The sequence below is a fragment of the Rhodopseudomonas palustris genome (assembly GCF_007005445.1).
Lineage (GTDB): Bacteria > Pseudomonadota > Alphaproteobacteria > Rhizobiales > Xanthobacteraceae > Rhodopseudomonas > Rhodopseudomonas palustris_G.
The window spans coordinates 623,746-638,876 of the sequence record NZ_CP041387.1; the positions used below are offsets into that span (position 1 = coordinate 623,746).

Genomic DNA, 15,131 nt, shown 5'->3' on the forward strand with positions numbered 1-15,131 from the left:
TCGAACGCTCGGCCGGACTTGCGAGGAGAAAACGATGACCATCACGTCGGGGATCGATGTCGGGACCGGGGCCATCAAGGTGGTGGCGTTCGCGGTCGAGGGCGACCAGGAGCGTTGCCTCGGTAAGCGGGTCGAGCGGGTGCGGCAGCGCGATCCCTTGAAGCTCGCCGGCGACATCTACGACGATCTGCTGAAAGAGACGGGCCTGGCGCGCGCCGACGTCGCCTATTGCGCCACCACCGGCGAGGGCGAGGCGCTCACCTTCCACACCGGGCACTTCTACTCGATGACGACGCATGCCCGTGGCGCGATCTATCTCAATCCGGGCAGCCGCGCGGTGCTCGACACCGGCGCGCTGCACGGCCGGGCGATCCGCATGGACGATCGCGGCAAGGTGCTGGCCTATAAGATGACCAGCCAGTGCGCGTCGGGCTCCGGACAGTTCCTGGAGAACATCGCCCGCTATCTCGGCATCGCGCAGGACGAGATCGGTTCGCTGTCGCAGCGTGCCGACAATCCGGAGAAAGTCTCCGGCATCTGCGCCGTGCTGGCCGAGACCGACGTCATCAACATGGTGTCGCGCGGTATCTCGTCGCCGAACATTCTGCGCGGCATTCATGAATCGATGGCCGACCGGCTGGCCAAGCTGCTCAAGACCCTCGGTAGCCTCGATGGCACGGTGCAGATGACCGGTGGACTGGCGCTCGACGCCGGGCTGGTCGACGCGATGAAAGACGCCGTGGTCAAGGCCAGGGTCGACGTCGCGATCGAGAGCCATCCGGACGCGATCTATGCCGGGGCGATCGGCGCAGCGCTGTGGGGGGCCTTCCGTCACAAGAGGCTTGCCGACATGGCCCGCGCCGCCTGATAATTGCGATCAGCCTGAAGCCGGGTGGATGCCGATATCGGCATTCACAACCGGCGAGCGGAAAGCGGCGTCAAGATCGCTTCCGGACAACCATAAAGGCGATCAGGAGGAAACCATGAATGCCGCCGCGGTCACGCCGCCACCCGAGAAATTCAATTTCGCCGAACATCTGCTGCAGACGAATCGCGTCCGGCCGGACAAGACGGCGTTCGTCGACGATGTCTCGTCGCTGAGCTTCGCGCAGCTCGAAGCCCAGGCGCGTCAGCTCGCGGCTGCCTTGCGCGCGATCGGCGTCAAACGCGAAGAGCGCGTGCTGCTGCTGATGCTCGACGGCACCGACTGGCCGGTGTCGTTTCTCGGCGCAATTTATGCAGGCATCGTCCCGGTCGCGGTTAACACGCTGCTGACCGCCGATGACTACGCCTACATGCTGGAGCATTCGCGCGCCCAGGCGGTGCTGGTCAGTGGCGCGCTACATCCGGTGCTGAAGGCGGCGCTGACCAAGAGCGATCACGAGGTTCAGCGGGTGATCGTCTCGCGCCCCGCGGCTCCGCTGGAGCCGGGTGAGGTCGATTTCGCCGAGTTCGTCGGCGCAAAGGCGCCGCTCGACAAGCCCGCCGCTACGCAAGCGGACGATCCGGCATTCTGGTTGTATTCGTCGGGTTCGACCGGGCGGCCGAAGGGGGTGGTGCACACCCACGCCAATCCGTACTGGACCTCTGAGCTGTACGGCCGCAACACGCTGCACCTGCGCGAGGACGACGTCTGCTTTTCGGCGGCGAAACTGTTTTTCGCCTACGGCCTCGGCAACGCGCTCACCTTTCCGATGACGGTCGGCGCCACCACGCTGCTGATGGGCGAGCGGCCGACGCCGGACGCGGTGTTCAAGCGCTGGCTCGGCGGTGTAGGCGGGGTGAAGCCGACCGTGTTCTACGGCGCGCCGACCGGCTACGCCGGCATGCTGGCCGCGCCGAACCTGCCGTCTCGCGACCAGGTAGCGTTGCGGCTCGCGTCCTCGGCGGGCGAGGCGCTGCCGGCGGAGATCGGGCAGCGGTTCCAGCGCCATTTCGGCATCGACATCGTCGACGGCATCGGCTCGACCGAGATGTTGCACATCTTCCTGTCGAACCTGCCGGACCGGGTGCGCTACGGCACCACCGGATGGCCAGTGCCGGGCTATCAGATCGAGCTGCGCGGCGACGGCGGCGGCCCTGTCGCCGACGGTGAGCCCGGCGATCTCTACATTCACGGCCCGTCGTCGGCGACGATGTATTGGGGCAACCGGGCCAAGAGCCGAGACACCTTTCAGGGCGGCTGGACCAAGAGCGGCGACAAATACGTCCGCAACGACGACGGCTCCTACACCTATGCGGGCCGCACCGACGACATGCTGAAGGTCAGCGGCATCTATGTCAGCCCGTTCGAGATCGAAGCGACGCTGGTGCAGCATCCCGGCGTACTCGAAGCTGCCGTGGTCGGCGTCGCCGACGAGCACGGCCTGACCAAGCCGAAGGCCTATGTGGTGGCGCGGCCGGGTCAGACTCTGTCGGAGACCGAGCTGAAGACTTTCATCAAGGATCGGCTGGCGCCGTACAAATATCCGCGGAGCACGGTGTTCGTCGCTGAACTGCCGAAGACCGCCACTGGCAAGATTCAGCGCTTCAAGCTGCGCGAGGGTGTGTTGGGCTGAACCGGGAGGAGGGCGATATGGCGCTGATGATCAACGAGGACTGCACGGCCTGCGACGCGTGCCGGCCGGTGTGTCCGAACCAGGCGATCTCGGCGAGCGACACGATCTACGCGGTCGATGCGCTCCGCTGCACCGAGTGTGTCGGCGCCGAGGACGAGCCTCAGTGCCAGCTCGTCTGCCCGGCCGATTGCATCGTGCCCAATCCGGATTGGCGCGAGACGCCCGAGCAGTTGCAGGACAAGTACCAGCAATTGCATTCCTGAGCGGTGTCGCCAGATGTCGCGTCGGCTTGTCCGAAGCCGGCGCGGATCACGCCCGTCCGGCGGACGAATGCCGCGTCGAGGCGCCGTTCGGACCGCGATCGGCCTTGCGGCGTTCGGTGTCGATTACCTTGAGCAGCGAGGTGATCGATACCGACCGCAGCGTCGTCATCGCGATCTCGTCGATGTCGCGCAGAACCTTGTGCAGCGCGCGGCTCTCTTCATGCTCGTCGGAGGCGGCCTCCTGCAGATCGAGGCCGGTGTCTTCGAACAACGCGATGATGTCGAGCAGGGTGACGCGCTTGGGATTGCCGGCGAAGCGATAGCCGCCGCCGGGGCCGCGCACCGATTCGATCAGCCGCGCCCGCACCAAGGTGCGCAGCACCTTGGCCAGATGATTGAGCGAAATGTCGTATTTGTCGGCGATGTCGCCGGCCGAAACCTGACGATCCGGATTCGCCGCGAGTTCGAGCACGGCGTACAGTCCACACATCGTCGATTTCTGCAGCCGCATCGGCGTCAATCTTCGTGTTGGTCTCGACCACAAACCGCGCGAGCGTGTCGGGACGGTTCGATCAGTCGAGATTCTTTTCCATTCCGATGAACCGGCCGACCATCAGGCCCTGACTGCGGAAGAACGCCATGACGAGCTGATTGTCGTGCTCGATCATCGTGCGGACCTTCCTGACCCCCGCCTGAGTGAAAATTAGACAAATCTCTTCAAAGAGTTGCGTGCCGATACTGTTCACCCTTATCGCAGGATCGACGGTCAACGCAAACACCCAGCCGCAGCTTTCCGCACCGAACTCGAAGTCCCGCACTTCGCCGCAGATGAATCCGACCACCTGACCTTTCAGCTCGGCGACCAGGAAGGCGCGGCATCCGGCGCGGCTCTGCGAGAAACTCTCAAACAGGCTTTGCCAATACCGCGGCTTGACTTCGCCGGTCGCCGCCTCGTCGATCGCCGCCACGCGCGCCACATCCGGCGCGGCAGCGGGCCGGATCTGCACATCGCGGTACGGCTCCGCCGCGGTGATGCTGCTTGCACTCATCGCGTTGTCCTCCCTCGTGGTGCCGCGTGATCCCGGCTCCTGATGCGGATTATGCAGCCACGGCGCGGGGCGTCGATTGATCTTTGAGACGAGGCGGTTCAGACGCCCAGCATGGTTCTGACCATCTCCTGATCGGCGAGCAGTTCGGCGGAAGTGCCCTCGAACACCACCTGCCCCTTGGTCAGGACGACATGGCGGTCGACCAGGTCGACCAGATCGTCGAGATTCTTGTCGACGATCACGATCGAGATGCCCCTTCGGGCGATGATGCCGAGCGTCTCCCAGATCGCGTCGCGCATCTTGGGCGCAAGCCCTTCGGTCGCTTCGTCGATCAGCAGGATGCTGGGATTGCTGAGCAGCACCCGGCCGATCGTCAGCATCTGCTGCTCGCCGCCGGAGAGCTGATTGCCCCAGATCCGCCGCCGTTCGAACAGCCGCGGAAACATCTGGTAGATCGCCTCCCGGGTCCAATCGACCCGGCCATCTGGGCCCGGGCGCGCCGCAAACAGCAGGTTTTCCTCGACCGACAGGTTCGGGAAGATGCCGCGTCCTTCCGGCACGAACCCCATGCCGGCCCGCGCCTTGATATTGGCCCTCGCGTCGGTGACGTCGCGGCCGTCGAGCAGGATCGCGCCGCGCTTCGGCTTCAAGAGGCCCATCAGCGTCCGCAGCAGCGTCGTTTTGCCCATGCCGTTGCGGCCGAGCAGGCTGACGGTCTCGCCGCGGCCGACGTGGAAGTTCACGCCGCGCAGGATGTGGCTGGGCCCATAGAAGGTGTCGATGCCGCGCGCGTCGAGCATCGCCTGTGCCGCTGCGGTCATGCCGACTCCTTCATCTTGGCATGATGGCCGAGATAGGCTTCGAGCACGGCTTCGTTGCGCCGGATCTCGTCGGGCCGGCCGCGGGCGAGCAACTTGCCCTGCACCAGCACCGTCAGCGTATCGGCAGCGGCGAACACCGCATCCATGTCGTGCTCGATCACGATCACGGTGTGGTCGCGCACCAGGTCACGCAACAGCGCCACCACCCGCTGGGTTTCCTCCGGCCCCATCCCGGCCAGCGGCTCGTCGAGGATCAACAGATCGGCGCCCGAGGCGATCAGCATTGCGATTTCGAGCTGCCGCTGCTCGCCATTCGACATCCGTCCGGCAATGGTGTCGCCGCGATCGGCGAGCCCTGCGACCCGCAGCGCGCGGTCGACGGCGGCGTGTTCGCGTACCCGATACGGCGCATCGCGAAGCCGCCACAGCGCGCCCTTGTCAAGCTGTGCGGCGAGCACGCAGTTCTCGCGCACGGTGAAGCGCGGGAAGATGTTGGTGCGCTGATAGGAGCGGCCGAGTCCGGCGCGGGCGATCCGATAGGCGGGCCAGCCGGTGACGTCGAGCTCGTCGATCTGCACACTGCCGGCGCTGGCGGGCAGCGCGCCGGACAACAGGTTGGTGAAGGTGGTCTTGCCGGCGCCGTTGGGGCCGATGATGGCGTGGACCTTGTTGGGCTCGAACGTCACGGTGACGTCGCTGACTGCCGCGATGCCGTTAAAGTTCTTGCTGAGATGGCTGGTCGCCAGCGCCTTCGCGGTCTTCGCCGGACGCTGCGGTTCGTCCACCGGAGGCCGCGCGGGTGTGATCTGCGGCTGCTTGCGCCGCCAGTTCAGCAAACCGGCGAGGCCGTCCGGCGACATCAGCACCGCGGCGATCAGCGTCGCGCCGGTGCCGAGCCGCCAATGGTCGGCGACCAGCGAGCCGACGATGCTTGCGGTCTTCAATAGCTCTTCCAGCGACGAGTAGGCGAGCGCGCCGAGGATCGGGCCGAACAGCGTGCCGGCGCCGCCCAGCACCACCATCATGATGGCGAGGCCGGATTGATGCCAGTTGAGCAAGTCGGGCGTGACGAAGCCGTCGATCGATGCGAACAGCGCACCGGCGAGCCCCGCCACCATGCCGGCAATGGTGAAGGCGGCGAGCTTGTAGCGATAGGTGTCGTAGCCGAGCGAGCTCATCCGCACCTCGTTGGCGCGAATGCCCTGCAGCACCCGGCCGAACGGCGAGCGCACCAGCGCCAGCAGCAGTCCATAGGCGGCGATCAGCACGACCACACAGACGTAATAGAATTGCCGGCGATCGGAGAAATCGAGCAGCGTCAGACCGCCCAGCGTCAGCTCGGGCTTGACGTTGATATAGGCGCCGTCCGAACCCTTGGCGATGTCGGTGTCGTGGAACAGCGCGAACAGCATCTGGCCGGCAGCCAGGGTCACCATGATGAAATAGAAGCCGCGGGTCAGCGTCGCGAACGCGCCGATCACGAGCGCGGCAAGCCCGCCGGCAACTAAGCCGGCGCCGAGCGCGACGATGACATTGGCGGCTTCCGCTTCCGGCGAAACGAAATACACCGCATAGGCGCCGCAGCCGAAGAAGGCGGCGTGACCGAAACTGACCAGGCCGGTAACGCCGATCAGGAGATCGAGGCTGAGCACGAAGGTCGCAATGATCACGATCCGGGTCATCAGCTTGACCGGATACGGCCCGGCGACGAACGGCAGCGCCAGCAGGCAGCCGAGCAGCACCGTGAAGAACAAGACGACGACGAGGTTGGGGCGGGTCAGCATCTTCAGGCCCGCCCGAACAGCCCGGCCGGGCGGATCACGAGCACCAGCGCCATCAGCGCATAGATGATGATGCTTGAGAACTGCGGCAGGAACACCTTGCCGAAGGCATCGGTCAAGCCGATCAGCAGCGATCCGATGAACGCGCCGCGCACCGATCCGATGCCGCCGATCACCACCACCACGAAGGAGATGATCAGCACGCGGTCGCCGATGCCTGGATAGGCGCTTTCGATCGGAGCCGCGAGCATTCCGGCGGTGGCGGCGAGCGCGACGCCGGTGGCGAAAACCATGCGGAAGATCAGGCGCGAGTCGAAGCCGAGCGCCTCGACCATTTCGCGGTTGGATTCGGCGGCGCGGATCAGGCGGCCGATCCGGGTCTTCTGAATGATCAGCGCCATCGAGATCGCCAGCGCGACGCAGATCGCCATCAGGGCGAGCCGATACACGGGGTAGCTCAGACCTTCGGTGAGCCTGACGCTGTGCGCCAGATAGCTCGGCGCCGGAATCGAGTGCGGATACGACCCCCACACCACCTGCTGGAATTCGTTGAAGATCAGGATCAGCGCGAAGGTCAGCAGCACCTGCTGCAGGTGATCGCGATCGTAGAGATGGCGGATGAACAGCCACTCGATCGCCAGACCGAGCAGGAAGGCGAGGGGAATGCCGGCGACCAGCGCCAGGAAGACGTCGCCGAACATGCCGGTCAGAGACAGTGCCAGATAGGCGCCGATCATGTAGAACGAGCCGTGCGAGAGATTGATGACGCCGAGAATGCCGAATACCAGCGTCAGGCCGCTGGCGGCCAGAAAGATCACCAGCCCGGTCTGAAGGCCGTTCAGCGCCTGAATTAGGATGAGACTCATGAGAACCGGTCACCGATGTCGGTCGTGCGGGACAGCGGACGGCGACGATGCGCCGGCCGCTGCAGCAGGTGTCGGCGGGTGTCAGCTCAGCTTGCAGCCGATCGCTTCGTCGGCGACCGCCGGGGCGGCGAGGCCGAGATTGACGCTCTTGCCGCCCTTCAGCTCGCGCAGATAGAAATTCTGCACCGGGTTGTGTGCAGCCGACAGTTTGAACGGTCCGCGCGGACTGGCAAAGCTCGCCTTCGCCATCGCGGCGTTCAGCTCCTTGCGTTTGCTGACGTCGCCGCCGACCGCTTTGAGACCGGCGTCGAGCAATTGCCCGGCATCCCAGCCCTGCACCGCGAACACGTCCGGCGGGATCTTGTAGGCGGCCTCGAATGATTTGACGAACGCCAGGTTCTCGGCGTTGTCGAGGTCGACCACGTAGTGCAGCACGGTCTTGATGCCGTCACCGGCTGGCCCCGCCGCGGCTTCGACGCCGTCGGTGAGGAAGCCGGGCCCCCACAGCGGGATGCCGAGATTGGCCGCCGCATAATCCTTGATGAATTTCAGCGCTCCGCCGCCGGAGAAGAACGCATAGACGCAGTCCGGCTTCAGCGAGGCGATCTCGGCCAGCGCCGATTGGAATTCGACGTCGGGGAACGCGATGGTGATGTCCTTCACCACCTCGCCCTTGCCGGCGATGAAAGACTTCTTGAAGCCGGACACCATCTCTTCGCCCGCGGCGTATTTCCAGGTCACCGTCACGGCCTTCTTCAGGCCGGCCTTGATCATGGCATCGCCGGTGGCACGGCCGATCTGGCCGTTGGCGAACGAGGTCCGGAACACGTTAGGCGCGCACATCGCGCGGGTGATGATGTCGGCTCCGGCGTTCGGCACGATCGTCGGAATGCCGTCCTCGCGGGCGATCTTCACCATCGCCATCGCGACGCCGGAATGCACCGTGCCAACCAGCACGTCGGCCTTCTCGCTCTGGATCAGCTTGGTGGTCAGCTCGGTGGCCTTGGGCGGCGCGGATTCATCGTCGACTTTGACGAAGCTGATGCTGCGGCCCGCGAGCTTGCCGCCCTGCGACTGCACATACAGCTCGAGCCCGCGGGTGATCGCTTCGCCGAGCGGTGCATAAGTCCCGCTATAAGGCAGCAGCAGCCCGACCTTCAGCGCGCCGGCCTGCGCGTAGGACGGGCGAATGAACGGGCCGCACGCCAGCGCGGCACCGGCCGACGCTCCGAGCGACAACAGACGACGTCGATCGATCATGGTAGTCCTCCCCTCGGTCTTCCTCGCGAGCGATCAGCTCGTCATTGTGTTTTTTCGGTACTTTATTGCGACTATTACATCGAGCCAGATCATTCTGCGAGACACCAATGAGGCCGATGGTCGCATCGTCAGTCTCGCTGATATTGCGCTGCACCCGCAAGCCCGACTTGGCTGTCATCGTGCGTTGCCGGCGGTGGCCCGCCCGTAAAGCGTGGAAGTGGAACGCGCGCTTTCCGTGGCTTCAGCTTCGCCGAGCGTCATCTCGCGCAGCAGATAGCGCTGCAGCTTGCCGCTCGACGTCTTCGGCAGATCGTCCATGATCTGAATCCAGCGCGGATATTTCCATGGCCCGATCGCAGACTTGACGTGCTCCTTCAGTTCGTCGAACAGCGCGCCGGGATCGATTTCGGCGTGCGACTCCAGCACGATGAACGCTTTCGGCTTCACCAGCCCATCGGTGTCCTCGGCCGGAATCACCGCGGCTTCCAGCACCTTGGCGTGACTCATCAGCGCCTGTTCGATTTCGAACGGTGACACCCAGATGCCGCTGACTTTGAAGATGTCGTCGGTTCGCCCGCAATAGGTGTAAACGCCGTCGGCGCGCCGGTAGTATTTATCTCCGGTCCGGGTCCATTCACCGACGAAAGTTGTTCGTGTCTTGTCGCGCTGATTCCAGTAGCCCGCGGCCGACGAGCCGCCGCTCACCAGCAACTCGCCGATCTCGTCGTCGGCGACGTCCTGGCCGCTCTCGTCGACCAGCCGCAGTCGATAGCCGTCGACCGGTACTCCCGACGTTCCGTATTCCACGGCGTGTGGGAGGTTGGTCAGGAACAGGTGGCCCATCTCGGTCGAGCCGACTCCGTTGACGATGTCGCGGCCGAAGCGATTGCGCCAGTTGAGCCCGACCTGCGCCGGCAGCGGTTCACCGGCGGACACGCACAGGCGTAGCTGGTCCGGGAGCGTCTCGGTGCGCGAGCGCGGATCGGCCAGCATCGCGGCATACAGCGTCGGCACGGCGAACAGCATCGTCGGCTGGTGCGCCTGCAAAGTATCGAACACCGTGTCGGCGGTTGGCCGCTCGGGGTACAGCACCGAGGTGGCGCCGATCCCCATGGTGCAGAACATCGCGTTGCCGAGCCCATAGGCGAAGAACAGCTTGGCCGCCGAGAACACCACGTCGTCTTCGCGGTAGCCGATCCGGCGGCCGGCGTTCTCCGCCATCACCCGCGGACTCGAATGCACGTGCATCACGCCCTTCGGCATTCCCGTGGTGCCGGAGGAATATTGCCAATAGGCGATATCGTCGGCGCAGGTTGCCGCCGGTGCGCCGCCTTCATGCTCTGCGGCGAGCAGATCGGCCAGTTGCAAGGTCGGCGATAGAGTGTCGCCGACGGCGACGATTGTGCGCAGATGCGGCAGATCGGCCGCGGCCTCCTCGATCGCCGGCAAGAATTCCGAGGAAGCGAACACCACTTTCGATCGCGAATCCTCCAGCAGATAGCGATACTGGTCCGCATTCAGCCGGGTGTTGAGCAGTACCGGTACAATGCCGGCGCGGATCGCGCCCCAAAACAGGATCGGGAAGTCGACGGTGTCCTTGAGCACCAGCGCAATACGATTTTCCTGCTCGACGCCGAGGCGCGCCAGCATCGGGCCGACACGTGCGACGGCGTCGCGGAGCTCGCCATAATTCAAGCTGCGCTGCGGATCGATGAAGGCGATCTTGCCGCCCCGGCCTTCCGCAACGTTGCGATCGACGAAATCGACCGCCGCGTTGTAGTCGCGTAGCGGCATTGCCCCCTCCGCCGTCGTTGAGTTGATTTGATCTAAGCGTCCACCTGAAGTGATCTCCTTGATTTTTGCTAAGCGGTTCGTCGGTTGTGCGGCGTGACGATCGCTTGACTTTGGTCATGGATGTCGCCCTCCCGCGCCGACAGTCTTGCGGCGAGGGAGCGACCCATGGATGAAATGATGTTGCGACGCCGCAAGCGGCTGCTCGGCCTGAACGTCAACGGCCGATGGCGCGAGGACGCGGTCACCGACGACATGCTGCTGGTCGATTACCTGCGCGACGTTGCGGGCCTCACCGGCGTCAAGATCGGCTGCGACGGCGGCGAGTGCGGCGCCTGCACGGTGCTGATCGACGGCGAGCCGGCGCCGTCGTGCCTGGTGCTCGCAGTGCGCTGCGAGGGGCGGCATGTCGAAACGGTCGAAGGTCTAGCGGCGAACGGGCGGTTGCATCGACTGCAACAGACCTTTCATGACCATCTCGGCGCGCAGTGCGGCTTCTGCACGCCGGGCATGATCATGGCGGCGGAAGGCCTGCTACGCCGCAATCCGTCGCCGACCGAGGACGAGATCAGGATGGCGCTGTCCGGCAATCTCTGCCGCTGCACCGGCTACGCCAAGATCGTTGAATCGGTGCAGGCCGCCGCGGAGATTTCGCCATGAGCGGTCCGGCGTTCCAGGGGGGGCTCGACCGTGCCGGCGTGCCGCTGGTCGACGGCGTCGACAAGGTGACAGGGCGGGCGCGTTACACCGCCGACCTCGATCATGCCGGCGCGTGGGTCGCACGCATCTTGCGCAGTCCGATCAGTCACGGCGAGATCGTTCGGGTCGATATCAGCAAGGCGCTGGCGCTGAAGGGGGTCGCGGCGATCGTCACCGGCGAGGATTGCGCGATCACCTACGGTGTGCTGCCGATCGCGATGAACGAGTATCCGATGGCGCGCGACCGTGTCCGGTATCGCGGCGAACCGGTTGCGGCAGTGGCGGCGGTCGATGCCGAGACGGCGCAGCGCGCGCTCGACCTGATCGAGCTCGATCTGCGCGAGCTGCCGGCCTACTACGAGTCGGAGGCCGCGCGTGCCCCTGACGCCTGGCTGCTGCACGACAACAAGCCGGGCAATATCGAACGCGAGGTTCACAACGAGTTCGGCGATCTCGCCGCAGGTTTCGAAGCCGCCGATTTGATCCGTAGCCACACGCACCATTGTGCCGAGGTCAACCACGCCCAGATCGAGCCGCATGCCTGCCTGATGGAGTACGATCCGGTCACCGGGCGGCTTACGGTGCAGAGCGTGTCGCAGGTCAGCTATTATTTGCATCTGATGCTGGCGCGCTGCCTCGAGATCGATCCGTCGCGGGTACGGGTGATCAAGCCGTTCGTCGGCGGCGGCTTCGGCGCGCGGGTGGAGGTGCTGAACTTCGAGGTGATCGCCGCGCTGCTCGCCCGCAAGGCCGGCGGCAGGGTGTCGATGCGGCTGAGCCGCGAAGAGACGTTCATCACCCATCGCGCCCGGCCGCAGACCGACGTCACCTTGAAGATCGGCATACGCCGCGACGGCCGGTTCACCGCCTGTTCGTGCGAAGTGGTGCAGCGCGGCGGTGCCTATGCGGGCTACGGCATCGTCACCATCCTGTATGCCGGTGCGCTGCTGCAGGGGCTCTACGACATTCCGGCGGTCAAATACGACGGCTACCGCATCTACACCAACCTGCCGCCGTGCGGCGCGATGCGTGGGCACGGTTCGGTCGACGTCCGTCATGCCTTCGAGAATCTGATCGATCGGATGGCGCGTGAACTCGGCCTCGATCCTTTTGCGGTGCGCCGTGCCAATCTGCTGGCGGCGCCGACGCGCACGCTCAACGATCTGATGGTCAACAGCTACGGCCTCGCCGAGTGCCTCGACAAGGTCGAGCGCGCCAGCGGCTGGCGCGATCGGATCGGCAGGTTGCCGCCGGGCAAGGGCCTCGGCATGGCCTGCTCGCACTACGTCAGCGGCTCGGCCAAGCCGATCCACTTCACCGGCGAACCCCACGCGGTGGTGGCGCTGCGGCTCGATTTCGACGGCGGCGTCACCGCGCTCACCGGCGCCGCCGACATCGGCCAGGGTTCTTCGACGGTGGTGGCGATCACCGTCGCAGAAACGCTGGGCATCGCGCTCGACCGGGTCCGGGTGATCTCCGGCGATTCCGCCATCACTCCGAAGGACAATGGCGCGTATTCGTCGCGCATCACCTTCATGGTCGGCAATGCCGCCATCGATGCGGCGACCAAGTTGAAACAGATCCTGATCGCGGCGGCCGCGCGCAAACTCGAAGCCGCGCCGGAGCAGATCGAGTGTGCCGGCGAGAGCTTCCTGATCGGCAGCGGGGCCCAGGCCGCGCTCGGCTTTGCCGAGGTAGTGAAAGCAGCGCTGGTCGACGAGGGTGCCATCACGGTCAAGGGCACCTTCACTTGCCCGCCGGAATCGCAGGGCGGCAAGCATCGCGGCGGCGCGGTCGGCTCGACCATGGGATTCAGCTACGCCGCCCAGGTGGTCGAGGTCAGCGTTGACGACGCGACCGGCCTGATCACTGTCGACAAGGTCTGGGCGGCGCTCGATTGCGGTCGCGCCATCAATCCGCTCGCGGTGGTCGGGCAGGTGCAGGGCGCGGTGTGGATGGGGATGGGGCAGGCAATGTGCGAGGAGACGCGCTATCTCGACGGACTGCCCGCGCATGCCAGCTTTCTCGAATACCGGATGCCGACGATGATCGAATCGCCGCCGATCGAGGTTGCAATCGTCGAGAGCGTCGATCCGTTTGGGCCGTTCGGTGCCAAGGAGGCCAGCGAAGGTGCGCTCGCTGGTTTTCCGCCGGCGATGGTCAACGCCGTCGCCAATGCGATCGGCATCGATCTCGATGATCTGCCGGCGACGCCTGATCGCGTCGTCGAGGCGCTGGCGCGGAGGCGGCGCGAAGCGAAGCGGGCGGTGGCGGTGAGGGCCGCCTCATGACGGGTCTGAATGCGTTGAATTTGCTTCGTCCGGGCTCGATCGATGAGGCGATCGCCGCACTGCTGGCGCATCCGGGAGGACGGCTGCTCGGCGGCGGCACGGATCTGCTCGTCAACATGCGGCGCGGCATCGCTCAGCCTGAGATGCTGATCGACACCACCGGCATCGCCGAGATCAAACGGCTCGTCGTCGATGGCAGCGGCGTGACCATCGGCGCCGGAGTCACCGTGGCGACCCTCGCCGCCGACAGTCTGGTTGCGGCCCGCTATCCGGCGCTGAGTGAAGCTGCTCGCAGTGTGGCGGGGCCCGGTCATCGCAAGCTTGGGACCGTCGGCGGCAATCTCTGCCTCGACACCCGCTGCATCTATTACAACCAAAGCGAATGGTGGCGGCGGGCGAATTCGTACTGTCTGAAGAACCGCGGCGACACCTGCCACGTCGCACCCAAGGGCAACCGCTGCCACGCCGCCTTCAGCGGCGATCTTGCGCCGGCCCTGCTGGTGCTCGGCGCCGAGGTCGAGATCGCCGGGCCGGGCGGCCGGCGCCGCATCGCGCTCGCCGAATTGTATGTTGAAGATGGGCGGGCGCATCTCGCGCTGCGGCCAGGCGAGGTCGTTGTTGCGGTTCGGCTGTCGCCCGACCCGCCTGCGTCGCGCTACGTCAAGGTGCGGCAGCGCGGCGCGATCGACTATCCGCTTGCCGGCGTCGCTGTTGCGCTGACACGTTCGGGCTCCAAGATCGGGCAACTTCGCATCGCGCTGACAGGGACCAATTCAAGGCCGTTCCTGCTCGCCGAAACCGCCGCCTTTACGCAGCGGCCGCTCGACGATGCGATGCTGCGCGAGATCGATCGGCTGGTGCAGAAGCAAGTGCAACCGATGCGGACGACGCTGATGCCGGCCAACTACCGGCGCGTCGTCGCGGCGGCCCTGGCGAGCCGCATCACGGCCGAGCTGTTCGCCTCGCTGGCGCTGGTGTAATCTGGATCCATCCACGATCACGCTTCAACGCACGGCCTGCAGCTTGCCGCGCACCGCACTGCGGCCGTCGGTTGCCAGCTTGCGCAACCTTGCGACATCGCGCACCGCGACTTGCGACGCCTCGACAGTGACGCCGATGCTGCGCAGCTTGGCGAAGGCCCGCGACAGCGATTCCGGCGTCAACCCCAACTCACCGGCGATCAGCGCCTTGTCGTAGGGCAGCACAAGCGCGCAGGAGCCGTGCTCGGCGATCGCCAGCGAGGCGAGGAATTCGGCGAGCCGCTGCACCCCGCTCTGCGCCTTGAGCTGTTCGACGCGCTGCACCAGATGGTGCATGTGCTGGCAGATCGAAGCGATCATCGGCACCGAGATATCCGGATTGGCTCGGATGCAGCGGACCAGATGATCAGCAGGGATTCGCGCGACCCGCGCGTCGGTGACGGCTTCGGCGTTGGCCAGATAGCGGTGGCCGGTCAGCGCCGCGGCTTCGGCGAAGCTGCCGCCGCGGCTCATGATCTCGATCACCGCCTCGTCGCCGGCCAGGTTGCTGCGAAACAGCTTTACCCAGCCGCTGACGACGATAAAGAAAGCTGTCGCCGGCTCGTCCTGACGCACGATCGATTCGCGCGCTCGCAGGCTGATCGCAGTGGCCGGCGCGATCATGTGCGCGACGGTCTCCGCCTTCAGTCCGCGAAACACGGCGATCCGGGTGATGATCTGCAGATCACCACCGGTGAGCTTCGAAGCCATCGAGAGCGTTTCCAATCTTGGT

14 protein-coding genes are annotated in these 15,131 nt (G+C 65.5%); 6 read left to right on the plus strand and 8 right to left on the minus strand.

The window, feature by feature from the left end:
- Positions 1–34 precede the first annotated feature (34 nt).
- From bcrD to FLL57_RS02895, 3 genes are all read left to right on the plus strand, one after another.
- Entirely contained in the window at positions 35–868 is an 834-nt protein-coding gene (bcrD, locus tag FLL57_RS02885; protein ID WP_142882085.1) for a benzoyl-CoA reductase subunit D, read from the plus strand.
- Positions 869–983: 115 nt separating this feature from the next.
- On the plus strand, positions 984–2,558 hold the full coding sequence (locus tag FLL57_RS02890) for a benzoate-CoA ligase family protein (RefSeq protein ID WP_142882086.1): 1,575 nt from the start codon (positions 984–986) through the stop codon (positions 2,556–2,558).
- Positions 2,559–2,575: 17 nt separating this feature from the next.
- The gene (locus FLL57_RS02895) at positions 2,576–2,821 is read left to right on the plus strand and encodes a YfhL family 4Fe-4S dicluster ferredoxin (RefSeq protein WP_011156229.1); all 246 of its coding nucleotides are present in this window, start codon (positions 2,576–2,578) and stop codon (positions 2,819–2,821) included.
- 46 nt (positions 2,822–2,867) lie between these two features.
- Here FLL57_RS02895 and FLL57_RS02900 read toward each other — a convergent pair whose 3' ends face one another.
- The 7 genes from FLL57_RS02900 to FLL57_RS02930 form a co-directional block, all read right to left on the minus strand.
- Positions 2,868–3,332 carry an Rrf2 family transcriptional regulator gene (locus FLL57_RS02900; RefSeq protein WP_142882087.1) on the minus strand — a complete coding sequence of 155 codons (465 nt, stop codon included), beginning with the start codon at positions 3,330–3,332 and terminating at the stop codon, positions 2,868–2,870.
- A 61-nt stretch (positions 3,333–3,393) separates the two neighbouring features.
- The gene (locus tag FLL57_RS02905) at positions 3,394–3,828 is read right to left on the minus strand and encodes a GNAT family N-acetyltransferase (RefSeq protein WP_235677198.1); all 435 of its coding nucleotides are present in this window, start codon (positions 3,826–3,828) and stop codon (positions 3,394–3,396) included.
- A 140-nt stretch (positions 3,829–3,968) separates the two neighbouring features.
- Positions 3,969–4,691 carry an ABC transporter ATP-binding protein gene (locus FLL57_RS02910; protein ID WP_142882089.1) on the minus strand — a complete coding sequence of 241 codons (723 nt, stop codon included), beginning with the start codon at positions 4,689–4,691 and terminating at the stop codon, positions 3,969–3,971.
- On the minus strand, positions 4,688–6,475 hold the full coding sequence (locus FLL57_RS02915) for a branched-chain amino acid ABC transporter ATP-binding protein/permease (protein ID WP_142882090.1): 1,788 nt from the start codon (positions 6,473–6,475) through the stop codon (positions 4,688–4,690). Before FLL57_RS02915 ends, FLL57_RS02910 begins: the two co-directional genes overlap by 4 nt.
- A 2-nt stretch (positions 6,476–6,477) precedes the next feature.
- Entirely contained in the window at positions 6,478–7,338 is an 861-nt protein-coding gene (locus FLL57_RS02920; protein WP_013503782.1) for a branched-chain amino acid ABC transporter permease, read from the minus strand.
- Between the two features lie 81 nt (positions 7,339–7,419).
- Positions 7,420–8,598: an ABC transporter substrate-binding protein gene (locus tag FLL57_RS02925; RefSeq protein ID WP_013503781.1), complete on the minus strand. Its 1,179-nt coding sequence runs from the start codon at positions 8,596–8,598 to the stop codon at positions 7,420–7,422.
- A gap of 174 nt (positions 8,599–8,772) precedes the next feature.
- The gene (locus FLL57_RS02930) at positions 8,773–10,392 is read right to left on the minus strand and encodes a benzoate-CoA ligase family protein (protein WP_142882091.1); all 1,620 of its coding nucleotides are present in this window, start codon (positions 10,390–10,392) and stop codon (positions 8,773–8,775) included.
- Between the two features lie 165 nt (positions 10,393–10,557).
- Between FLL57_RS02930 and hcrC the strand changes: the two genes are divergently transcribed.
- The 3 genes from hcrC to hcrB are packed head-to-tail and all read left to right on the plus strand — an operon-like array spanning position 10,558 to position 14,359.
- Positions 10,558–11,049, plus strand: coding sequence for a 4-hydroxybenzoyl-CoA reductase subunit gamma (hcrC, locus tag FLL57_RS02935; protein ID WP_047309628.1), 492 nt, complete (start codon positions 10,558–10,560; stop codon positions 11,047–11,049).
- Positions 11,046–13,379, plus strand: a complete 2,334-nt coding sequence (gene hcrA, locus FLL57_RS02940) for a 4-hydroxybenzoyl-CoA reductase subunit alpha (RefSeq protein WP_142882092.1) — start codon at positions 11,046–11,048, stop codon at positions 13,377–13,379. The genes hcrC and hcrA overlap by 4 nt, the downstream gene beginning before the upstream one ends.
- On the plus strand, positions 13,376–14,359 hold the full coding sequence (gene hcrB / locus FLL57_RS02945; protein ID WP_142882093.1) for a 4-hydroxybenzoyl-CoA reductase subunit beta: 984 nt from the start codon (positions 13,376–13,378) through the stop codon (positions 14,357–14,359). The genes hcrA and hcrB overlap by 4 nt, the downstream gene beginning before the upstream one ends.
- Before the next feature lie 24 nt (positions 14,360–14,383).
- On the opposite strand, the gene FLL57_RS02950 is transcribed toward hcrB, so the two are convergent.
- Positions 14,384–15,109, minus strand: coding sequence for a Crp/Fnr family transcriptional regulator (locus FLL57_RS02950; protein WP_047309631.1), 726 nt, complete (start codon positions 15,107–15,109; stop codon positions 14,384–14,386).
- Between the last annotated feature and the right edge of the window lie 22 nt (positions 15,110–15,131).